Raw genomic sequence first — 21,550 nt, forward strand, 5'->3', positions numbered from 1 at the left:
ATGGCAGACATGCTAAAAACGCCCGCAGCCTCGCACAGCAGCGATAGTTCGGCGGTTGCGCCCGTTGCGGGCGCAACCGCCGCAGGCGGTGCAGCTGCAACCGAGTCTGGCGAGCGCGCGTTAAAACCTAAAAAATCCCTGTTCAAGGGCAGAAAATCTGCGATTATCGGCGCGGTTGTTGTGCTCTTGCTGGTGCTCGTTGTTGTGGCGGAAATGCTCGCGCGCGCGTTCGTGCCCAAAATTGCAGAGAGCGCACTCCGGCGGGAGCTAGGGCTTGCGGCGGATCATCCGCTCACCGTTGAAACGCGCGGGGTGCTGCTGCCGCAGCTAATCAGCGGTCACCTGCAAAACGTCACGGTTGATCTTAAAGACTACAACGCTGCCCCGGGAGTTACCGGCTCGGCGATTGTGAAAGTGCGCAAGGTTGCGCTCAACCCGCAGAGCGCCCCGCTCGAGGGCGCGACCGCGGTTGTGAGTATGTCTAACGCGCAGTTCCAAAAGGTTTTGCAAACGGTGGCTCCGGAGTACATCGACGGCGCTGAAGTGCACAACGACGCGATCGTGCTGCAGAAAAACCTGGAGGCTTTCGGGCAGAGCGTGCCGGCCAAAGTGTCAGTTAAAGTCGATGCGCAAAACAGTAAGCTGCTGATAACCCCGCTCACGGTTAGCGTTGCGGGTATCACGGTGAGCCCGCAGAGCGTGGGCGAAGTTGTTGGCGGATACGTTGGTGGATACGCAAAACTGCTCACCTCGCCGGTTGAGTTCTGCGTTGCAGACAGGCTTCCCGCGGGTGTGAAGCTGACGGGCGTGCAGTCGCAGCGCGGTAAAATATCTGCTGTTTTTGATGTTGATCCTGAAATTTTAATGCGTGATGAGTTGCAAAAACCGGGCAGTTGCTAGTTCTTTAGGGCGCGCGCCCAGAAATTGCGCCCGCGCTGCGAGTTTGAGTGTTGCGCCCGGTTGGCAGGTTCGCGGCGTACGTTCGAGGGTGACGCTCGTTGGGGACGCCCGCATCGCGTGCTTGGGCAGCGCGCCAGCCCGGCACATCCGCCCAGCGTTTCTTTTGTAACGGTTTAATTGTCGATATATTGCGGGCGTTGCGCCCCAACACTTTAACGAAAATGGGGATATGAGTATTAAAAAAATAAACGTTGCTTTGCTGGGTGCTGGTTCTGTTGGCGCGCAGCTTGCTGCGCGTCTGCTAGCTGAAAAGAGCGAGTTTGCAGCCCGCAGCGGGGTTGCTCTCGAGCTTATCGGAATTGCAGTGCGCAACCCGGATGCGTTGCGCGATGTAGACTTGCCCAAAAGTCTTTTTACAGACGACGCAACAGTGCTGATTAATAAAGCAGATCTAATCGTCGAGCTAATTGGCGGTATCGAGTCTGCGCGCGGGCTGATTTTAAGCGCCCTGCAGCAGGGCAAAGACGTTGTAACCGCTAACAAAGCACTGCTTGCCAAACACGGCGACGAGCTGGAGCAGGTCGCCGCAACCAACGGCGCGCAGCTGTTTTACGAAGCGGCGGTGTGTGGCGCAATTCCGATTGTGCGTGTAATTTCGCAGAGCCTCGCGGGTGACAACATCAAGCGCGTAATGGGAATTGTGAACGGCTCAACCAACTATATTCTCGACCAAATGCACATCGCCAATAAAACCACGGCAGAAGCTGTGCAAGAGGCGAGCGATCTGGGCTATTTAGAAGCCGACCCGACGCTCGATGTTGAAGGGTACGATGCCGCGCAAAAAGCCGCAATTCTGGCGCGGCTCGCATTCCACACGAAAATTTCAGAGGATGCCGTCTACCGCGAGGGTATTACCACGGTCACGGCGACGGATGTGGCGGTGGCAAAAGCAAACCGGCAGGTTATTAAGCTGCTCGCAATCGCAGAGCGGGTGAGCACGGCGGGCGGCGAATCCGCTGTTGCCGTGAGAGTTTACCCGGCGCTGCTTAGCGCGGATCATCCGCTCGCAAAAATCGGTGGTGGCACAAACGCGGTCTATGTTGATGCGGAGTGCGCAGGCGAGTTGGTGTTTGTGGGCGCTGGCGCGGGCGGCATCGAAACCGCATCTGCGGTGCTGGGCGATATTGTAACCGTTGCCAGGCAGCGCAGCGCGGGCGGCGTAGGATATGCGGTGCAGACTCACCGGCAGCTGCCCGAGCTGAGTATCGCCGATACGGTGAACGCCTACCAGGTGCGCCTGCCAGTGCGAGATGTTGCGCAGGCGCGTGCGCAAATCACAGAGGTGCTCGTGCGTTTTGAGGTTGCGGTGCGTGCTCTCGCCGCGCGCGAGAGTGCAGCGGGTGATAGTGCAGTCGCCGTGGCGGGCGCGGTTAGCGGGAGCTTGACAGGCGAGAGCGCGACTGGTTCGGTAATTGCGGGTGCGGGCGCGGTTGGCGAGAACGCAGCAGGTGCGAGCGCAGCAGCTGCAAGCGCGCTAGGCGAGAGTGCAGCGGGTGAGCTGGTGCTTGTGACCGAGCAAATCAGCGAGGCAACATTTATACGGGCGGCGGATGCGCTCGTCAGTTTAGATCAGGTTACTGGCAAGCTCAGTATCCTGAGGGTTGTGAGCTAGTGACCGCGCAGGTTAAAGTATGGGTTCCCGCGACGAGCGCCAACCTCGGTCCGGGTTTTGACGCGCTAGGGCTTGCGCTAGAGTACGGCGACACCTACACGGTTACCGTTGTTGAGTCCGCTGAAATCAGGGTGAAAATAACCGGTCAGGGAGCCGCAACGCTGCCAACTGACGGTTCCAATCTGATCGCGCGCTCCATTGCGCACGTTTACGCAAGCGTTGGTAAAAAAATGCCGGGGCTTGAAATTGAGGCGCAAAACAACATTCCGCACGGGCGCGGCATGGGATCCTCAGCGGCGGCAATCGTCGGCGGAGTTATGCTCGCGGCAAAGCTACTCTCGCGCGATTCGATAACCCTCACTAAAGACGAGCTGTTCCAGCTGGCAAGCAATATTGAGGGGCACCCCGACAACGTCGCTCCCGCAATATACGGCGGATTAACTATTTCCTGGCAGCACCAGCACGCAGCCCGCACCGCGCGCTTAGACGTGCTGCAGCAGCTTGCGCCCACGCTTATTGTGCCCGATTACGAGGTTGCAACAAGTGCGGCACGCGCGCTGCAGCCCGAGTCTGTGCCGTACGCGGAGGCAGTTTTTAACCTGTCGCGCGCGGCTCTGCTGATTGCCTCTCTGACGCGCGACCCCGATTTAATTTTCGATGCAACAGCGGATCAGCTGCACCAGCCGTATCGCGCAAAAGCGATGCAGCGCAGTTACGATTTAATGCTTAAACTGCGTGAAAAAGGTTTTGCCGCGGTTATTTCCGGTGCGGGCCCGTCAATTCTCGTGCTGCAAAACACCGCTGCAATCGCTGCCGTGACACCGGGTGTTGCGTCTGGTATTACTTCTGACGCGGCTGTGGCCGCAGCTTGTGCGGTTTCCGCTACCTCTGGCGGAGCATCCGCTAGTCTGAGTAGTGCATCTGACGCCACCCTGGTCTCGACCGCAGCCCCCACTTTACGTGAGATTGTGCGTGCGCAAGAGCCTAACTGGGAATTAAAAGAGCTTACTGTAAATACCGATGGTGCTAGAATAGAAGAGATACACTAATTAAATGTATTTGCGCGCGGTTTTTTCTTAAGCCCGTGCGGCACGTTCGTGCAGTTTAGTGGGTGTGCGATATAGCGCAACAGCACCGCCACAGAAAGGAAATAATCAGTGGTAGATAGTTTAGAAAAGACTTCAGAGCGGCTCGTAAATAGTCAAGACAAAGCGGGCGAGGTTGCAACATCTCCTGCGCCGCGACGACGTGGGCGACCGCGTAAAAATCCGCTGCCGGTAACCAGCGAAACAACCGATAGCGCAGTAAAAACCGCGCAGTCGACCACCAGCGCGGAAAGCAGCGCAACAGGCGACACAACAGCAACAACCAGCGTTGCCGCAACAGTCACTGCAGCAGCCGCAACAACTGCGAGCACTGGCGAGGCTGCTCCTGCGCCACGGCGGCGCGGTCGGCCGCGTAAAAATCCGCCGCCAGCTGCGGCTGAAACACCAGCTAGTGACGCTTCAACAATTGACGCTGCAAAAGCCGAAGCCATAAAGGCTGATCTTGAGCAGGCTCTTGCCGCAACCCAGGTTGCTGCCGGAAAAGCTCCTGCAACACAGGCAAGCTCACAAACCACTGCGGTTGCGAGCACGGGAGAGGCAGCCCTTGCGCCACGGCGGCGCGGTCGGCCGCGTAAAAATCCGCTGCCAGTTACGACCGAGACACCAGCGGCGACAACAGAGCAGGATGCGGCGGTTGCCGCGACAGTAGCTGCCGCAGCAGAACTGGCAGAAATAGACAGCAAAACAGCAGAGCGAATTGAGCGCGCAGCAAAAAAGAGCGCGTCTTTCCGCACCCGCCAGCGCGAGCGCAACGGCAAACGCCGCAGCGGTGACGATGCAGAAGAGCTGGTCATAGACGAGGTGTTACTACCAATAGCCGGCATTCTAGACCTGCTTGACAATTATTCTTTTGTGCGCACCAGCGGTTATTTGGCCGGTAACGCAGACGTTTACGTCGCGCACAGTCAGGTTAAACGCTACAATTTGCGCAGCGGAGACGCTATTGTGGGTGCGATCAAACAGCCTAAAGAGGGCGAAAACCCGAGCAGACAGCGCGGCAATGCGCTTGTGAAAATAGACTCGATTAACGGTGTTGCTCCGGAGCTGACCGCAACCCGCGCCGATTATGCGGATCTTGTTGCGGTGCCACCGGCTGAGCCAATCCGCATTGCCAACGCGGTAAACACCGCCACAGCCCGCGCAATAGATATTTTTGTGCCGCTCGCGTTTGGGCAGCGCGGAATTGTCGCCAGCGACCTGGTCACAGGCGGCGGAGTCACCACAGTGCTCGACACGATCGCCGAAGGCTACGCCGCAGCGACCCCCGACGCGCACATTATGTTTGTAATGCTCAACGCGCGCCCAGAAGAGGTCACAGAGCACCAGCGCAGTGTTAACGGCGAGGTGATTGCGGCGCGGGCGGATCAAAAACTACAAGACAGTGTAACCGCGCTCGAGCTGGCGCTGGAGCGCGCCAAGCGGCTCGTTGAAAACGGGCACGACGTGGTTATGTTGATCGACGGCTTCAGCGAGATTGAGTCGGTGCCGTATCTGCACCCGGGTGCTCCGAAGGGCGTTGACTACCGCTACAGCGAGCTGCAGTCGCGTCGCGCGCTGCAGAAACTGTTTGCCGAGGCAAAAAACGTTGAAAACGGCGGATCTCTCGCTGTTTACGTAGACAGCCGCGCACTCAGCGACGAGCTGAGCAAAATCGCTAACTGGCGTTTTAGCATTAGCTCTGCTGCCGCGCAGAGCGGTATTTACCCGGCCGTTGATGCGCTGCAAACCTTTGTTAAATACGATGCTCAGTTACAAACAGCAACCGCGCGTGCGACCGCTAAAAAACTGCGATTTGCCGCGGCTCAAAACGGCGTGGAATCGGTTGCGCTGCAAATAACGGCGGCGCTTGATAGCGCCGCCTCTGTTGATGCTGCGATCACAAACATAACCGCCGCAACAAAGTAAGCGCGCATATAAAATGTTTACACAGGTAGAGGTGTTGCTGCAGGAGCACGCTGACTTGCAAGAGCAGCTTGCCAATCCCGAGCTGCACGCCAATGCGGCACTGGCTAAAAAAGTTAATCGCCGGTATGCAGAGCTGAGCAAAATCAAAGCAGCATACGACAGCTGGCGCGCAACGCAGGATGATCTTGCTGCCGCCGCTGAACTTGCTAAAGAAGATGAATCTTTCGCTGCGGAAGTGCCGCGGCTTGAAACCGAGCTGGCAGAAGCTGCTGAAAAGGTACGCAGGCTTTTGATTCCGCGCGATCCTGACGACGCGCGTGATGTTATCATCGAAATTAAAGGAGGCGAAGGTGGTGCTGAAAGCGCTCTCTTCGCCGCCGATCTGCTGCGTATGTACCTGCACTACGCCGAGTCTAAAGGTTGGAAAACAGAGCTCTTAGAAAGCGACGAAAGTGATCTGGGCGGATACAAAAACGTGCAGGTCGCTGTTAAAGCAAACGCGTCTGACCCCGCGCAGGGAGTCTGGGCGTACCTTAAATACGAGGGCGGTGTGCACCGTGTGCAGCGCGTTCCGGTGACAGAATCGCAGGGGCGCATCCATACCTCAACAACAGGTGTGCTCGTGTTTCCAGAGGTTGACGAGCCAGAAGAAATCGATATTAACCAAAACGATCTTAAAATAGACGTTTTCCGCTCCAGCGGTCCCGGCGGGCAGTCTGTGAACACAACAGACTCGGCGGTGCGCATAACGCACCTGCCAACGGGAATTGTGGTGTCGATGCAGAACGAGAAAAGCCAGATCCAAAACCGCGAGGCAGCCATGCGCGTGCTGCGGGCGCGGCTGTTGGCTTTGCAGCAGGAAGAAGCTGAGGCAGAGGCCAGCGCGCATCGCAAGAGCCAGATCCGCACAATGGATCGCTCCGAGCGGATTCGCACGTATAATTTCCCAGAAAATAGAATCGCCGATCACCGCACCGGTTTTAAGGCGTATAATTTGGATCAGGTTATGAACGGCGCGCTTGACGCTGTTATTGACAGTTGCATTCAGGCGGACGAAGAATCTCGGCTGGCAGAGTTGGGGCAGGAAGAATAGTGAGTAGCGGGAGTCAAAATCGCGCGGGCGATTTTGTTTACTAAGGAGGAAGTGTGAAGCAGCGGTCTGCGCAGGGAAAAATCAACTTCGCTGCGCTGGGAATCTGGATTTTGGCAATTCTCGCCTACATTATCGCAATAGCCAACCGTTCTTCTTTCTCCGTTCTAGGCTCCACCGCGCAGCACCATTTTGGGGTTGAAGCAACTCTGCTCTCCGTCTTCCTGGTCGCGCAAATTGCTGTTTACACCTGTATGCAAGTTCCTGTTGGGGTGATGGTTGATCGCTACGGCGCCACCAAAATGATTTGCTCGGGGCTGTTTATAATGAGCATGGGGCAGTTGCTAATGGCGCATGCGGACTCGGTTGTGCTCGGTTTTGCCGCGCGAATGCTAGTCGGTGTTGGCGATGCCAGTATTTTTGTTAGTATGCTGCGGATCGTCGCAGACTGGTTCCCGCCTAAAATAGTGCCGATTATTTCGCAGATCAGCGCGCTATCGGCGCAATCGGGGCAGTTTATCTCTATTGTGCCGCTAGCGGCGGTTGTGAGCGGATACGGCTGGAGCGTGGGTTTCACAGCACTGGCCGTTGTGACCCTGCTGGTGCTCGCGTTCTGTCTAATATGGCTGCGCGATTCTACTATGCACACAAGCATTACAGGCAAGATTTTTCGCCGGAAACGCACTATTCCAATGTCGGTTGTAACCGCGGTCACGCAGGGCGCCCAGGTGTGGGATTCGCCGATCGGTAAAATTGCCCCTCCCACGGAGGCGGTTCCGGTGCTTGGAGCGGACGGCATGGGTGTTTTTCGCGCGATTAAATTTTTGCTTAGCCGCCCCGGGATCCGCCTGGGCTTCTGGATTCACTTTGGCTCAGCCTCTGGTATGCACTGTTTTCTGCTGCTGTGGGGAAGTGCTTTTGTGACGGGCGGACAGGGTCGCACAGCATCTGAGGCAGCGCTCGTGCTGGGCGCAACTCTCATTTCTTCTGTTATCGGTGGTATCTGTGTTGGATATTTGCAGGTGCGATTTATGCGCAGACGCATTATTATTGCGCTCGGTTATATTATTGTGTTCGCTTTTGTCTGGTCGGTTGTGCTGCTCTGGCAGGGCGGTCCGGCTCCGATGTGGATGCTGATAATACTCGCGTGCTTTGTTGGGTGGGGTGGGCCGATGGCGATGTTCGGCTTCGATATTGCGCGCACCCACATCGACCCGAAGCAGATCGGCATTGCAACCGGACTTACCAACACGGGCGCTTTTGTTGGCGCGCTGCTAATGATTCTTGGCATCGGGCTGCTGCTTGATTTGCAGGGTGCTGGCTCGCCTGATACCTATACGCAGGGCGCGTTTAACGTTGCGATGAGCTGGTATGTTGCTGTGCTGCTGTTTAGCGTCGTGATGGTTTTGTGGGAATACCCTAGAGCAAAGCGGCAGCTTGTAAAGCGGATGCGCGCCCTGCAGGGGGATAATTAGCGGCAAAGCTGCGCTTCTCGATAGTTTTACAGTGAAAGCGTGCCCTGTATAGGGTGATAATTAGCTGTAAAGCTGCGCACTTACGGCGGCATAATTGGAATATACTTTCTGCGGAGGCGACAGCTAACGATAAATCTGTTAGTCGCGTACCCTGCAAGCGCGATAGCTAGCGCTTAGATCTCGTAAAACCCGTACTCTGCGGGGGTTTCTTGGTTTGGCGCGTTTTTGCGCGGCCGCTGTTTTGCGGGGATCCCAACCAGGGTCGTGTGCGCTGGCGCGCTCTGCACAACAACCGCGTTCGCGCCTATTGCACAGTCGTCGCCGATGCTGATATTGCCCAGCACTTTTGCGCCCGCGCCGATAATAACCCGGTTGCCGATCCGCGGATGCCTACGTCCTCGTTTCTCGTGCCCGCGCCCGCCGAGGGTGACACCGTGAAAAATAACCACGTCGTCGCCAATTATACTGGTTTCGCCGATTACAACGCCCATGCCGTGATCTATGAACAGGCGCTTGCCAATTTGCGCGCCCGGGTGAATTTCAATGCCCGTTGCGAACCTTGCGAGTTGCGAGCCTAAGCGGGCGAGGCTTTTTGCGCCACACAGCCAGAGTCGATGGGATACGCGGTGCGCCCACACGGCGTGCAGCCCGGAATACGCTAAAAAGGTGCTAAACCGTCCGCGCGCAGCTGCATCTTGCGCACGGACGGCTTCAATATCCTCGAGGATATTTTTGAGCATACTCTCTAGCTTTCGAGGTTTTCGTAGAGCACTGTTGAGAAGTAGCGCTCGCCGGAGTCAGGAACTACAACAACGATTTTTTTGCCCGCATTTTCTGGGCGCTTAGCAACTTCGGTTGCCACGGCAACTGCTGCGCCGCCAGAAATACCGGCGAGGATTCCCTCCTGAGTGCCTAGTTTACGCGCGTACTCTACCGCTGACTCGAGTGTTACGTCAATAACCTCATCATAGATTTCACGGTCAAGAATCTCCGGCACAAAGTTTGCGCCCAGACCCTGTATTTTGTGCGGACCGGCTTTGCCCTCTGTGAGCAGTGGCGAGTCTTTTGGCTCTACTGCGATAACCTGAATGGCTGGGTTTTTCTCTTTGAGCAGCCCTCCCGCGCCGGTGATTGTGCCGCCGGTGCCAATTCCTGCGATGAAAATATCAACTGTGCCGTCGGTATCGTTCCAGATTTCGACGCCGGTTGTTTCCCTGTGAATTGCAGGGTTAGCGCTGTTTGCAAACTGGCGCGCTAGCACTGCGCCCGCGGTGTTTGCGGCGATTTCTTCGGCTTTTGCAACCGCGCCTTTCATGCCGAGCGACCCCTCTGTGAGCACAATTTCTGCGCCGTATGCGAGCAGTACTTTACGGCGCTCAATGCTCATAGTTTCCGGCATTGCCAGCACAACTCGGTATCCTTTGGCGGCTCCTGCCATTGCGAGCGCAATGCCGGTGTTGCCGCTTGTGCCCTCAACGATTGTGCCGCCCTCTTTCAGCTCGCCGGCTTTTTCTGCGGCTTCGATAATTGCCACGCCGATGCGATCTTTAACGCTTGAGGCCGGGTTGTAAAACTCAAGTTTTGCGTAAACTTCAGCGCCCGCGTCTCCTGTTATGCGGTTGAGTTTAACGAGCGGTGTGTTGCCCACAACTTCTGTAATGTTGGCGTATTCGCGTGCCATGTTTCCCCTTAAGACGAGTGTTTGGTCGATTCTGCTGTTGGATGGTTTTAACAGCTCGTTTAAGCATAGCAAAAGATTATTGATTAATTAAGAATTACTTATAAGTGTTGCTTATAGTTCACGCTTGCATGATCTAATATTTGTGCACGACTGGCTGTGCAGCCCCGTGATTCCGCGGATGCACGGCCTGTGTGCGCTGTGAGCGTAACCTGCGTTTATCGTCTTAATTTGTTTGAAAAAAATCTTTTTTGTTGTTCACCCGTATAAATCTGTGCAGCAGTAGGTAGGCGATAATCGGGAACACAATCGCCACCCCCACAGTCGCTTGCCTTCCAATGCCGTACTCAGAAAACACCCCGGCAGCCAGCGCGGATATTGGAATTACAGTCAAAATGATGGTCTGAATAATGCCTAAAACACCTGCCTGCTTGTTTTTGGGAACAATTTTTTGGCGGATGGTGCGCTCAACAACTACGGCGGTTAACACGGAGTAGTCAAGGATGCCAAGACCTAGCGCGAGCACTGCAAAGGAGAATACCGGAGTGAAAAAAGCCGCGCCCCAGATTATCGCTACAGCAACAGCGGATGCGATATTTGCGGCCATAATAATAGTTGCCGAGCCAAAATGCCGCTCAAGATAGGGTATTGCTTTAGGAGCTGTTAAACTGAGCAGAATTCCAGGCAGTGAGGTAAGACCGTAAATAGCTATTGGCATTTCAAGCTGTTTTGTTGCGTAAGGAGCCAGCAGTGTTATTACAACACCGATTGCAATGTTCGTCAGCAGCGCGTTGATAATTAAAACCCGCAGCGTTTTAACTTTTAGAACATACTTAAGGTTTTCAATAGCCGCCGCGAGGGTGTTTTTGTTTATCGGGGTGCTGTCGGCGGTATCGGCGTGCTCGCCGTCAACTTTTAGGCTGATTTTCTGTTTTGTTAGACGGCGTGACATGACCAGAATACCGATTGCGTTAGAGATCGAACTTATCAGGTTGAGCAAAACCACCGCAACAAATCCGAGGCGGGATAACAGCACTGGACCTATGAGCTCTCCCGCAGAAGCGGTCACCGTCTCTGCGGTTTCTGTGAGCGAGTTTGCCTTTGTGAGCGAATCTTCGGGAACTATGCGTGGAATAAGGGAGGCAATAACCAGGTTGTAAAATAGCGAAAGGGCTTCAACACAAAAAGCAACAAAAATAAACAGCGGCAGTGGCAGGCTGTTGTTTAACAGTGAAATAAGCAGAAATAAGAGCAGTAGCGCGCGGGCTAGGTTCGTGAGTTGCAATGATATTGCGCTGGCTTTTCGATCCGCCACAGAACCTAGCAGTGCTGAGAGCAGCCCGGGCGCGGCACTGAGAATTGCCATTATTACCCCGACTGTCGCGTCATCGGCGTTATAAGTGCTGATTGCGACAAGGGGAATAACGAACAGATACGCGGCGGTTGCAACATCCGAGATTGAGTCTCCAAGCCACAGCGGATAAAAAGCGGATAATGGTTTTTTCATTGTGAGGGTTTTTTCTTAGCGCTAAAAATTTCTTTTATTATTTCAGGAGAGTAATCTTCTTGGTCCTTGTCATCAGGATATCCGGCGGCAATAAAAAACATTGGGGGGGGGTCTCTAATAATTCTATTACAGCGCGCGGTTACCCGTTAAAATCGCTTGTATGGTAGCCGAGTTTTTTGCTGACCGCGCAGGCGATGCGCGTGCCGCTGGGTCTGTTGAGTCGTGTAGACTTGCCGAGCCTGCACCGCTCGCCGCGCCCGAGGTGTCCGTCAATCTCGCAAAGCCCGTCACGCTTGCCGCTCCCGCAGCACTCGCCGCGGCTGAGTCTGAGCTGCGCCGCGCAGGTGTGCCAAGCCCCGCAGCAGACGCGCTGCAACTGCTTGCGACGGCGCTCGGGGTTTCGCCCGGGCAGGCGCGGGTTGCTGTTGCGCTCGAGCGCAATCTAACACTTGAGCAACACCAGAGTTTTAGGGCAATGCTACAGCGCCGATGCGCCCGCGAGCCGCTGCAGCACATTCTCGGCAGAGCCGCTTTTTATAACATTGAGCTAGAGGTGGGAGAGGGAGTTTTCACGCCGCGCCCAGAAACCGAACAGTTGCTGGAGTGCGCGCTCAACGCACTCGCTAACGTCACCGCGCCACGAGTGCTTGATCTCTGCACCGGCAGCGGCGCAATAGGCTTAGGCGTGGCCGCTAACCGCGCCGGCGCAAAAGTGTTCGGGGTTGAACAAGATCCGTGCGCTGCCGCATACGCGCGCCGCAATGCTGAGCGCCTGCGCTGCACCAATTTTTCGCTGATCACAGCAGATATTGCAGAGCTTACGCGAACCGCCCCCGAGCTGTTTGCCCCGGGATCTTTTGACGCGGTGCTGAGCAATCCGCCGTATATCCCGCAGCGCGATATTCCGGCAGATCCAGAAGTGACAGAGTACGATCCGCCCGCTGCTCTGTACTCCGGAGCTGACGGGCTCGATCTAATTCGCGTGATTGTGCCGCTGGCCGCGCAGTTGGTGCGCGCGGGAGGGCTTGTTGCAATTGAGCACACCGAACAGCAGGGTGCGCAGGTCTGCGAGTTGCTGCGGCAGAGCGGATTCGAGCGCGCCGCAACTATGCCGGATCTCGCCGGGCGCGCTCGTTTTTCTGTTGCGTTCAGCAGTCAAGCATAAAATAGGTATCATGTCTGAGCTGTTTAACTGTAGCCTGTCCGAGCAAATGCTGCAGGGTTTTCGTGCCGCGCGCGCGGCGCTTGGCAGGGGGGAGCTTGCGGTGCTGCCAACAGACACGGTCTACGGGGTAGCGGCGGATGCTTTCAACTCCGCAGCGGTGCAAAAGTTGATCGCGGCAAAGGGTCGCACCAGGCAGAGCCCGCCGCCGGTGCTGGTTAGTTCGGTGCAGACTGTGCATGCGCTCGCGGCGGATGTTCCCGCGCAGGTGTTGCAGCTGGCTGAGCAGTTCTGGCCCGGTCCGCTCACAGTTGTGACGCTTGCACAGCCGTCGCTAACATGGGATCTGGGCGATACTTTTGGCACGGTTGCGCTGCGGATGCCGAAGCATGATTTCACGTTGCAGCTGCTCGCAGAAACCGGACCTTTGGCGGTTTCATCAGCCAATTTGCACGGCGCAAAACCGGGGCTTACAGCGGCAGAATCGCGCGAGCAGCTAGGCGATAGCGTTGCGGTGTATCTTGAAACCGGGCGGGTTGCAGGAGACGGCACAGCATCCACAATTATTGATGTGACTGCGTTAAACAAGCAGCAGGAAAGCGCGGATCAGCCCGCTTTGCCCGTCATAAAAATCTTGCGTAGCGGCGCAATTACGGCACAGCAGTTGGCGGATGCTTTACCGCAGGTTTTGATAGAGCGGTAACAAAGCCGGTGGAATATTATATAGTCGCCATTGTTTCGGCACTGGTAACCTGGATTTCATCGGCGGTCGTGCTTAAAATTGCAAAGCGCAAAAAGTGGCACGCCGAGGTGCGCGAGCGCGACGTGCACAGCATACCAACCCCGCGGCTTGGCGGAATTGCTATGTTTTGTGGGCTTATTGCCGCGGTTGTTGCGGTGTATTTCGTTCCGATAGTGCGCGACACGCTGCGCAACGACACGGCGGTTTTTGGGGTTTTAACGGCCACCTGCCTAATAGCGGTGGTGGGCATTATTGACGACATCTACGACATCGACTGGATGCTGAAGCTGGGCGCGCAGATTGGCGCGGCAAGTTTGCTTGCCTGGCAGGGCGTGCAAATTCTTTCGCTGCCTTTTGGTTCAACCCTGATTGTGGTCTCGCCGATTGTGAACCTGGTGCTAACAGTGCTGCTGATTGTCGCGGTTATGAACGCGGTTAATTTTATTGACGGTCTTGACGGGCTCGCCGCCGGGTTCACCCTTATTAGCAGCGGGTTCTTTTTCGTTTACACCCGCATTCTGGCGGATACTGCGGGGCAAAACTCGGCAATAACCTTTGCCGGTCTAATCGCGGCAAGCACCTTCGGTATGTGCCTTGGGTTTCTGCCCTGGAATCTGCACCGTGCAAAACTCTTTATGGGCGACACCGGCGCACTGCTCGTCGGGTTTCTGCTGGCGGCTGCAACGATCTCGGTCACCGGGCAGTTGAATCCCGGCGCGCTCAACCAAAAACTCGTGCTGGCCAGCTACATTCCAATTATTCTGCCCTTTGCGCTGCTGCTGCTGCCGCTGGCAGATATGCTGCTCGCCGTGATTCGCCGCATTCGCGCCGGGCGCAGCCCGTTCAAGCCGGATCGCAAGCACCTGCACCACAGACTGCTCGATTACGGGCACTCGCACCTGCAGGTCGTGATTATCTTCCACCTGTGGACGGTCACTATCGCGTTGTCGTGCCTGCTCGTGTTTGTGCTGCAGAGCTTTCTGCTGCCCGCAATCATTTTTATCAGCGGATCGCTGCTCTGCCTTTTAATAACGGTTTTGCCAGCGCAGAGGGTTGTTGCTAAACTGCGTACAAGGCGTGAATCTACGGTATAGTTGCTTGCGCGACAGGTGTGTTAGCTGATTTTAGCACGGTGAAAGGACTGAATGGATGTTTGATTCGGATAACTCTCTGGCGGATAAGGACGGGCAAACTGTGCTGCCAACTTCGCAGCCGATTTTGAAGAAAATAGTTGTTTATGGGCTGTTTTTAGTGCTCGGTCTTGGTATCGCAGCTGGGGTTGTCGGGTGGGTTATATCAAGCCAGTTTGGTTTTATTGCGGCCGTTGCGGGCGCGGCTGTTGCCGGGGTTTTTATGTCATTTACCGCCGGTGCGATGGTGTTTGCGAATCGGTTTGTGCACAGCGCCAGTTACGTGCAGGTTCTATTCGGGTGTGTGCTGGGCGCGTTCTTTTTGAAAATTGTGTTTTTTTTGGTCACCGCGTTTCTTGTGAAGGGCACTGCCTGGCTTGATCCGAAAGTCTTTTTTATTACGGTTGTTGTTGGCGTTGCGCTGTCGCTGCTGCTTGACCTGCTGGTTATTTTGAAGCATAAGCTTCCTGCCGTGAGCGATGTGCAATTGCACTAGCGGCTGACGCTCGCTGCTAAAATCTGTTACTATTGTTATGTGTGCGTGTTTAGCGGGTTGTATCCCGTGAGCCAGGAACTGACTTTAGCCCTCTAACTTTAAGGAGAAACACACTGTTAGCTAACACTGTGCAATTCGCCGCTGATGCATTTATGTTTGTAGATGACAACGGCGGCTTTCATTCTCCTTCGCTGGAGGAGTTCTTCCCCGAGGTGTTCCTGTTCGCAGGAACTCCTTTTGCGATCAACCGCATTATGCTGATTCGCTTCATTATGACGATCGCGGTTGTTGTTATGTTCTGGCTTGGTACTCGTAATATGCGGCTTATTCCAAGCCGCGGTCAGTCTCTTGTTGAGATGGGGCTTGATTTTGTGCGAGTTAATATCGCAGAAGAAATGCTCGGAAAAGTTGATGGTAAGCGTTTTCTGCCGATTCTGACATCGATTTTTTTCATTATTCTTGCGTTTAATTTCACGGGCATTATCCCTGGGTTCAATATTGCAGCGTCATCGGTTGTTGGTTTGCCGCTTGTGCTTACTGCGGTGGCCTATGTTTGCTTTATGTACGCGGGTATTAAAAAAGCTCCTATCGGGTTCTTTCGCAATGCGCTGTTGCCGCCCGGGTTGCCCTGGCCTTTGTACTTTATTGTGACCCCTATTGAGTTGCTTTCAACGTTTGTTATTCGTCCGGCAACTCTGACACTGCGTCTGTTGATGAACATGGTTGTTGGTCACCTGCTGTTAGTTTTGCTTTTTGCCGCCACTCACTTCTTCTTCCTAGAGGGAGCGGGGTTTATGAAAGCCCTTGGTGCTGGCACACTAGTTTTTGGTCTTGTATTTACACTATTTGAGATTCTCGTTGCCGTGTTGCAAGCCTATGTGTTTACTGTTTTAACCACTGTCTACATCCAGCTAGCGCTGGCTGAAGAGCACTAAACCAAACGGCGCTGCACTCGCTGCGCTTTTTAATCGGAAGGAAAAGAACTTGCCAGTTCTCGCTGAAATTTCAGGTAACATCGCAACTGTAGGATACGGTCTTGCAGCTATCGGTCCCGCTATTGGCGTGGGTATTATCGTTGGTAAAACCGTTGAGGCCATGGCTCGCCAGCCAGAAATGGCCGGTCGTTTGCAGGTGACAATGTTCATCGGTGTTGCGTTTACAGAGGCTCTGGCCTTCTTCGCTATCGCAACCCCGTTTATCTTCGCAGCAATTTCCTAAACAGCAAACCCAGACTCTGGTCTCGAAAGGGACGTTTATATGATTTATAGAAGTAGTAGTGCATTTGGAGCTGAGGGTGGTTCTGACAGCTCTTTTGGTCTGCTCTTGCCCGCAACTTACGATGTGCTGTGGTCTGCTGTGTGTTTTGCTGTTATTCTGATCTTTTTCTGGCGATCGGTGCTGCCTAAAATGCAGAAATTGCTCGATGAGCGTTCCGCTGCTATCGAGGGTAATATTGCGAAAGCTGACGAAGCTCAGGCGAAGGCAGAAGCGGCTCTGCAGGAATACACGGAACAGCTTGCAAGCGCGCGTGCTGAGGCGGGCGAGATCCGCGAAAACGCACGCTCTGATGCCAATAAAATTATTGCAGCCGCAAAAGCTGATGCAACCGCAGAACAGGAGCGGATCGTGCGCAACGCTAAAGAGCAAATCAAAGCCGAGCAGCAGAGCGCGAAAATTGCTCTGCGCAAAGAGGTTGGTGTGCTTGCAATTGATCTTGCATCACGCGTTGTTTCTGAGTCTCTTAGCAATGATCAGAAAGCTAATGCAATTGTGGATGATTTCCTTGTCGACCTTGAACAGGGTGAAACGGTAGCTAAATAATGGGAAGTGCTTCACGAGAATCATTAGCAGCTGTTGCACAGCAGCTCGGTAACACAACCGAGGCTGGTGTTGCTGGTGAGCTGTTGCAGGCTGCTGGTCATATGCGCAGTTCGCGCTCTTTGGCGGCAGCTCTTGCAAAACCAGTTGCAGAGCAGGAGAAAACCGATTTTGTGAACGGTCTTTTTAAGACTCTTTCACGAAACGCTCGCGAGATTCTTGTTGCGGCAACTGTGCGTCGGTGGTCTAACCCAGAAGAGTTAGTTAGCGGCGTTGAAAGCCTTGCTGTGCGTGCGGTCGCTGTTAACGCGCAGCATCTTGACGAGGAACTGCACGCGGCAGCGGAGGTGGTTGATTCGAGCCATGGTCTTGAACTGAACCTGGGCAGCAAGCTAATTGCAGCGCCGCTCAAGGCTCAACTCGCAAAAAAGGTATTTGGCGAAAAAGTTTCAGACTCTGCGCTGCGCATTATTGCCCACTTTGTTGCATACCCTGCGGGCCGCAAGCTCTCTGTTGCGCTACGAGAAGCAGCGCACACCGCCGCTTTTCAAAACGGCTATGTGCTAGCCGAGGTTGCGGTGGCGAGCAAGCTAGACGAAACCCGTGCGGCACGCTTACAAGAGGCGCTGAGCAAAATCGCGGAGCAACCAGTTAAGCTACAAACAGTAATTGATCCAACCCTGGTTGGAGGGGTGCGCGTAAAACTTGCTAACGAGATAATTGACGGTAGCATTAGCGCCCGCCTTGCTAACCTTAGACTTCAGCTAGCCGGATAAGGCAGCACAACTGATCCGGTTTAACCGGCGAAATGAGGATACGAAATGGCAGAACTTGCTATCAGCCCTGATGAGATTCGCGATGCTCTAAAAGATTTTGCGCAGTCTTATGAGTCAGCTGCTGCAGATAAAACTGAGATTGGCACTGTTATTGATGCCGCTGACGGTATTGCGCATGTGCAGGGTCTCCCTAACGTTATGGCAAACGAGCTTGTGCGCTTTGATAACGGCGTGCTAGGTCTCGCACAAAACCTTGACGAAACAGAAATCGGCGTTGTAATTCTTGGTGATTTCACCGGAATTGAAGAGGGCCAGCAGGTTACTCGCACCGGTGAAGTTTTGTCAGTGCCAGTTGGTGAGGGCTACCTCGGGCGGGTTATTGATCCGCTAGGCAATCCCATTGACGGACTCGGTGAGATCACCGGAATTGAGGGTCGCCGTGCGCTTGAGCTGCAGGCTCCTGGAGTAATGCAGCGTAAGTCAGTGCACGAACCACTGCAGACCGGTGTTAAAGCTATTGACGCGATGATTCCCATTGGTCGCGGACAGCGCCAGCTCATCATTGGCGACCGTCAGACCGGTAAAACAGCGCTTGCGATTGACACCATCATCAACCAGAAAGCAAACTGGGAGTCGGGCGATCCGTCACAGCAGGTGCGTTGCATTTACGTTGCGATCGGGCAGAAAGGCTCTACGATTGCCGGTGTTAAAGGCGCGCTCGAAGAAGCTGGCGCTATGGAATACACCACAATCGTTGCCTCACCCGCATCTGATCCAGCCGGATTTAAATACCTAGCTCCTTACACGGGATCTGCTATCGGTCAGCACTGGATGTACAATAGCAAGCACGTGCTTATCGTGTTTGATGATCTTTCAAAACAGGCTGAGGCCTATCGTGCGGTTTCGCTGCTGCTACGCCGTCCGCCAGGGCGTGAAGCTTACCCGGGCGACGTGTTCTATCTGCACTCTCGCTTGCTAGAGCGTTGCGCAAAGCTTTCTGATGAGCTCGGCGCGGGATCAATGACTGGTTTGCCGATTATTGAGACCAAGGCTAATGACGTTTCAGCCTATATCCCAACCAACGTGATTTCGATTACAGACGGACAGATCTTCCTACAGTCTGACCTGTTTAACTCAAATCAGCGCCCAGCTGTTGATGTTGGTATCTCAGTTTCACGTGTTGGTGGCGATGCGCAGGTTAAATCCATTAAGAAAGTTTCTGGCACGCTTAAGCTTGAGCTTGCGCAGTATCGTGCGCTTGCAGCGTTTGCGATGTTCGCTTCAGATCTTGACGCGGCTAGCCGCCGCCAGCTCGAACGCGGCGCGCGCTTAACCGAGCTGCTGAAACAGCCACAGTACTCACCGTATGCGGTTGCAGAGCAGGTTGTTTCTATCTGGGCCGGCACAAACGGCAAACTGGATGATATTCCGGTTGAAGACATTCTACGTTTTGAGCGTGAGTTCCTAGACTTCTTGTCACGCAACTCTCATGTTCTAACCGAGCTGCGTGAAACCAACCTGCTAAGCGATGAGTCGGTTGCTGAGATCTCACAGCAGATTGACGCTTTCAAAAAAGAGTTTCTAACCTCTGCAGGTGTTACTGTAGCAGAAAAGTTCGCGGCAGCTGATAGCGCTGAAGTGGATCAAGAACGAATTGTTGTTAAGAAATAGATAGTGGCGTGCGGGCGTCTTGGCACCCGCACCAATTAGAGCAAAGCACAGGAGAAATATGGGAGCGCAGCTTCGGGTCTATAGGCAGAAAATTCGGTCTGCCCAAACGACGAAGAAGATTACTCGCGCGATGGAGCTTATCGCGGCATCTCGTATTCAGAAGGCGAAAGGGCGAGTTGTAGCGTCGGATCCGTACGCGCGTGCAATTACGCGCGCGGTGTCTGCTGTGGCAACTCACTCAGACCAACCGCATCCGCTTTTGCAGGTTGCTGCAAAAATTGACAGGGTTGCCGTGGTTATCTTTACCTCTGATCGTGGGTTGGCCGGCGCTTTTAACTCGCAAATACTGCGCGAAGCAGAAGAGCTTAGCGAGCTTTTGCGGCAGAAAGGCAAAGCGCCGGTTTACTATCTGGTGGGTCGTAAGGCGCAGGGGTATTTCAAGTTCCGCAACCGTGATGCCGTGCAAGTCTGGACGGGAGATACTGAAAACCCCTCTTTTGATACCGCAAAAGAGATTAGCGACGCGCTTATTGCGAGCTTTAACAGCGCAGAGGCAGACGGGGTGCAGGAGATATACCTGGTTTACAACCGTCTTATCAGTATGGTGACACAGCTGCCGCACAAACTGCGTCTGTTGCCGATTGAGCTTGTTGCAGAGAGCGCCCATTCTGATGAGGCTGAGCTTGATCCGCTATACACTTTTGAGCCGACACCTGAGGGTGTGCTTGACCGGCTGATTCCAGCATATATTGAGGCTCGTATTTTCAACGCCATGCTCGAGTCTGCCGCTGCGAAGCACGCGGCAACTCAGAAGGCTATGAAGTCAGCCAGTGATAATGCTGATACGCTAATGCGTGATTACACAAGGCTTGCAAACAACGCGCGCCAGGCTGAAATTACGCAACAAATTTCTGAGATAGTCGGTGGCGCTGACGCGCTGTCATAAGCCAATTTAAGAAAGTAGAAATTAGATGACTAACACTGCAGAGCAGACAGCGACCGTAGGGCGTATTGCACGCGTTACCGGTCCCGTCGTCGACATCGAGTTCCCGCACGACGCAATTCCATCCGTTTACAACGCGCTCGAAACACAGGTGAGCCTTGGCGAGAGCGCCGAAAAGTTTAAACTTGTGCTCGAGGTTGCGCAGCACCTAGGCGATAACCTGGTGCGCGCGATTGCGCTGAAACCAACCGACGGACTTGTGCGTGGGCAAGAGGTAACAGACACCGGCAGCCCGATCACGGTGCCAGTTGGTGATATCACCAAGGGTAAAGTGTTCAACGTTACCGGCGATGTGCTAAACCTGCCAGAAGGCGAAACCTTCCACGCAACAGAGCGGTGGAGCATCCACCGCGAACCGCCAGCCTTCGACCAGCTAGAATCAAAAACCCAGCTGTTTGAAACCGGTATTAAATCAATCGATTTGCTAACACCTTATGTGCAGGGCGGTAAGATCGGTCTGTTCGGTGGCGCAGGTGTTGGTAAAACGGTTCTAATTCAGGAGATGATTCAGCGCGTGGCGCAGGATCACGGCGGTGTTTCTGTGTTCGCCGGTGTTGGTGAACGCACCCGTGAGGGTAACGACCTGATCCACGAGATGGAAGACGCTGGCGTGTTTGATAAAACTGCGCTCGTGTTTGGTCAGATGGATGAGCCACCAGGAACCCGTTTGCGCGTTGCGTTGTCAGCGCTAACCATGGCGGAGTACTTCCGTGACGTGCAGAAGCAGGACGTGTTGTTGTTCATTGACAACATCTTCCGCTTTACACAGGCAGGTTCTGAGGTTTCTACACTGCTCGGCAGAATGCCATCCGCTGTTGGCTACCAGCCTAACCTGGCAGACGAAATGGGTGTGCTGCAGGAGCGTATTACATCAACTCGCGGTCACTCGATTACATCGTTGCAGGCTATTTACGTGCCAGCGGATGACTACACTGATCCGGCTCCGGCGACAACATTTGCCCACCTTGACGCAACAACCGAGCTTTCTCGTGAGATTGCATCTAAGGGTCTGTATCCGGCGATTGATCCGCTTACTTCAAGCTCACGTATTCTTGACCCGCGCTATTTGGGCGAGGATCACTATCGCGTGGCAACCACGGTTAAGCAGATTCTGCAGAAAAACAAAGAGCTGCAGGAGATTATTGCGATTCTTGGTGTTGACGAGCTTTCTGAGGAAGATAAGATCACCGTTTCACGCGCGCGCCGCATCGAGCAGTTCTTATCGCAGAACACCTATATGGCTAAGAAGTTCACCGGCGTTGAGGGTTCAACTGTGCCGCTAAAAGACACTATTGAGTCGTTCGACGCAATTTGTAAGGGCGAGTTCGATCACGTTGCTGAGCAGGCGTTCTTTAACGTTGGTTCAATTTCTGACGTTGAAGAGAAGTGGGCTCAGATTCAGAAAGAAAACGGCTAGTT

The 21,550-nt window shown here is 54.4% G+C and carries 20 protein-coding genes; 17 read left to right on the forward strand and 3 right to left on the reverse strand.

Annotated elements, in window-relative coordinates:
- From KJY78_RS00205 to KJY78_RS00230, 6 genes are all read left to right on the forward strand, one after another.
- Positions 1–900, forward strand: coding sequence for an LmeA family phospholipid-binding protein (locus KJY78_RS00205; protein WP_214336279.1), 900 nt, complete (start codon positions 1–3; stop codon positions 898–900).
- Between the two features lie 229 nt (positions 901–1,129).
- Entirely contained in the window at positions 1,130–2,572 is a 1,443-nt protein-coding gene (locus KJY78_RS00210; protein ID WP_214336281.1) for a homoserine dehydrogenase, read from the forward strand.
- Positions 2,572–3,621 (forward strand): homoserine kinase, encoded by a 1,050-nt coding sequence (thrB, locus tag KJY78_RS00215; RefSeq protein WP_214336282.1) that lies wholly within the window; start codon positions 2,572–2,574, stop codon positions 3,619–3,621. Before KJY78_RS00210 ends, thrB begins: the two co-directional genes overlap by 1 nt.
- 108 nt (positions 3,622–3,729) lie before the next feature.
- Entirely contained in the window at positions 3,730–5,583 is a 1,854-nt protein-coding gene (locus tag KJY78_RS06755; RefSeq protein ID WP_214336283.1) for a hypothetical protein, read from the forward strand.
- 13 nt (positions 5,584–5,596) lie between these two features.
- Positions 5,597–6,676: a peptide chain release factor 1 gene (gene prfA, locus KJY78_RS00225; protein WP_214336285.1), complete on the forward strand. Its 1,080-nt coding sequence runs from the start codon at positions 5,597–5,599 to the stop codon at positions 6,674–6,676.
- Between the two features lie 53 nt (positions 6,677–6,729).
- Positions 6,730–8,148, forward strand: a complete 1,419-nt coding sequence (locus tag KJY78_RS00230) for an MFS transporter (RefSeq protein WP_214336287.1) — start codon at positions 6,730–6,732, stop codon at positions 8,146–8,148.
- A 173-nt stretch (positions 8,149–8,321) separates the two neighbouring features.
- Here the strand turns inward: KJY78_RS00230 and epsC are convergent, their stop codons facing one another.
- From epsC to KJY78_RS00245, 3 genes are all read right to left on the reverse strand, one after another.
- The gene (epsC, locus tag KJY78_RS00235; RefSeq protein WP_214336289.1) at positions 8,322–8,888 is read right to left on the reverse strand and encodes a serine O-acetyltransferase EpsC; all 567 of its coding nucleotides are present in this window, start codon (positions 8,886–8,888) and stop codon (positions 8,322–8,324) included.
- 5 nt (positions 8,889–8,893) lie between these two features.
- Positions 8,894–9,829 (reverse strand): cysteine synthase A, encoded by a 936-nt coding sequence (gene cysK, locus KJY78_RS00240; protein WP_214336292.1) that lies wholly within the window; start codon positions 9,827–9,829, stop codon positions 8,894–8,896.
- Between the two features lie 223 nt (positions 9,830–10,052).
- Positions 10,053–11,333 (reverse strand): MFS transporter, encoded by a 1,281-nt coding sequence (locus KJY78_RS00245; RefSeq protein ID WP_214336295.1) that lies wholly within the window; start codon positions 11,331–11,333, stop codon positions 10,053–10,055.
- Positions 11,334–11,493: 160 nt separating this feature from the next.
- Between KJY78_RS00245 and prmC the strand changes: the two genes are divergently transcribed.
- From prmC to atpD, 11 genes are all read left to right on the forward strand, one after another.
- Complete coding sequence (gene prmC, locus KJY78_RS00250; RefSeq protein ID WP_214336297.1) at positions 11,494–12,498, forward strand: peptide chain release factor N(5)-glutamine methyltransferase; 1,005 nt, start codon at positions 11,494–11,496, stop codon at positions 12,496–12,498.
- Between the two features lie 10 nt (positions 12,499–12,508).
- The gene (locus tag KJY78_RS00255; protein ID WP_214336300.1) at positions 12,509–13,198 is read left to right on the forward strand and encodes an L-threonylcarbamoyladenylate synthase; all 690 of its coding nucleotides are present in this window, start codon (positions 12,509–12,511) and stop codon (positions 13,196–13,198) included.
- Positions 13,199–13,206: 8 nt separating this feature from the next.
- Positions 13,207–14,331, forward strand: coding sequence for a glycosyltransferase family 4 protein (locus KJY78_RS00260; protein WP_214336303.1), 1,125 nt, complete (start codon positions 13,207–13,209; stop codon positions 14,329–14,331).
- A 55-nt stretch (positions 14,332–14,386) separates the two neighbouring features.
- Entirely contained in the window at positions 14,387–14,863 is a 477-nt protein-coding gene (locus tag KJY78_RS00265) for a Cg1360 family ATP-synthase-associated protein (RefSeq protein ID WP_214336306.1), read from the forward strand.
- Between the two features lie 152 nt (positions 14,864–15,015).
- Complete coding sequence (atpB, locus tag KJY78_RS00270) at positions 15,016–15,798, forward strand: F0F1 ATP synthase subunit A (RefSeq protein ID WP_214336309.1); 783 nt, start codon at positions 15,016–15,018, stop codon at positions 15,796–15,798.
- A 49-nt stretch (positions 15,799–15,847) separates the two neighbouring features.
- The gene (gene atpE / locus KJY78_RS00275; protein WP_214336312.1) at positions 15,848–16,081 is read left to right on the forward strand and encodes an ATP synthase F0 subunit C; all 234 of its coding nucleotides are present in this window, start codon (positions 15,848–15,850) and stop codon (positions 16,079–16,081) included.
- A 39-nt stretch (positions 16,082–16,120) separates the two neighbouring features.
- Positions 16,121–16,684: a F0F1 ATP synthase subunit B gene (locus KJY78_RS00280; RefSeq protein ID WP_214336314.1), complete on the forward strand. Its 564-nt coding sequence runs from the start codon at positions 16,121–16,123 to the stop codon at positions 16,682–16,684.
- Positions 16,684–17,457, forward strand: coding sequence for an ATP synthase F1 subunit delta (atpH, locus tag KJY78_RS00285; RefSeq protein ID WP_214336317.1), 774 nt, complete (start codon positions 16,684–16,686; stop codon positions 17,455–17,457). Before KJY78_RS00280 ends, atpH begins: the two co-directional genes overlap by 1 nt.
- Before the next feature lie 45 nt (positions 17,458–17,502).
- Positions 17,503–19,128, forward strand: coding sequence for a F0F1 ATP synthase subunit alpha (gene atpA / locus KJY78_RS00290; RefSeq protein WP_214336320.1), 1,626 nt, complete (start codon positions 17,503–17,505; stop codon positions 19,126–19,128).
- A gap of 58 nt (positions 19,129–19,186) precedes the next feature.
- Entirely contained in the window at positions 19,187–20,074 is an 888-nt protein-coding gene (locus KJY78_RS00295; RefSeq protein ID WP_214336323.1) for a F0F1 ATP synthase subunit gamma, read from the forward strand.
- Positions 20,075–20,099: 25 nt separating this feature from the next.
- Positions 20,100–21,548: a F0F1 ATP synthase subunit beta gene (gene atpD / locus KJY78_RS00300; RefSeq protein ID WP_214336325.1), complete on the forward strand. Its 1,449-nt coding sequence runs from the start codon at positions 20,100–20,102 to the stop codon at positions 21,546–21,548.
- Positions 21,549–21,550 lie beyond the last annotated feature (2 nt).

Origin of the sequence: Canibacter zhuwentaonis (assembly GCF_018531145.1) — a bacterium.
Lineage (GTDB): Bacteria > Actinomycetota > Actinomycetes > Actinomycetales > Microbacteriaceae > Canibacter > Canibacter zhuwentaonis.

What these genes read in the sequence shown, in the direction of transcription:
- KJY78_RS00205 (WP_214336279.1), top strand. Translation starts at nt 1, where the DNA reads ATGGCAGACATGCTAAAAACGCCCGCAGCCTCGCACAGCAGCGATAGT.
- KJY78_RS00210 (WP_214336281.1), top strand. Translation starts at nt 1,130, where the DNA reads ATGAGTATTAAAAAAATAAACGTTGCTTTGCTGGGTGCTGGTTCTGTT.
- prfA (WP_214336285.1), top strand. Translation starts at nt 5,597, where the DNA reads ATGTTTACACAGGTAGAGGTGTTGCTGCAGGAGCACGCTGACTTGCAA.
- epsC (WP_214336289.1), bottom strand. Translation starts at nt 8,888, where the DNA reads ATGCTCAAAAATATCCTCGAGGATATTGAAGCCGTCCGTGCGCAAGAT.
- cysK (WP_214336292.1), bottom strand. Translation starts at nt 9,829, where the DNA reads ATGGCACGCGAATACGCCAACATTACAGAAGTTGTGGGCAACACACCG.
- KJY78_RS00245 (WP_214336295.1), bottom strand. Translation starts at nt 11,333, where the DNA reads ATGAAAAAACCATTATCCGCTTTTTATCCGCTGTGGCTTGGAGACTCA.
- prmC (WP_214336297.1), top strand. Translation starts at nt 11,494, where the DNA reads ATGGTAGCCGAGTTTTTTGCTGACCGCGCAGGCGATGCGCGTGCCGCT.
- KJY78_RS00255 (WP_214336300.1), top strand. Translation starts at nt 12,509, where the DNA reads ATGTCTGAGCTGTTTAACTGTAGCCTGTCCGAGCAAATGCTGCAGGGT.
- KJY78_RS00265 (WP_214336306.1), top strand. Translation starts at nt 14,387, where the DNA reads ATGTTTGATTCGGATAACTCTCTGGCGGATAAGGACGGGCAAACTGTG.
- atpB (WP_214336309.1), top strand. Translation starts at nt 15,016, where the DNA reads ATGTTTGTAGATGACAACGGCGGCTTTCATTCTCCTTCGCTGGAGGAG.
- KJY78_RS00280 (WP_214336314.1), top strand. Translation starts at nt 16,121, where the DNA reads ATGATTTATAGAAGTAGTAGTGCATTTGGAGCTGAGGGTGGTTCTGAC.
- atpH (WP_214336317.1), top strand. Translation starts at nt 16,684, where the DNA reads ATGGGAAGTGCTTCACGAGAATCATTAGCAGCTGTTGCACAGCAGCTC.
- atpA (WP_214336320.1), top strand. Translation starts at nt 17,503, where the DNA reads ATGGCAGAACTTGCTATCAGCCCTGATGAGATTCGCGATGCTCTAAAA.
- KJY78_RS00295 (WP_214336323.1), top strand. Translation starts at nt 19,187, where the DNA reads ATGGGAGCGCAGCTTCGGGTCTATAGGCAGAAAATTCGGTCTGCCCAA.
- atpD (WP_214336325.1), top strand. Translation starts at nt 20,100, where the DNA reads ATGACTAACACTGCAGAGCAGACAGCGACCGTAGGGCGTATTGCACGC.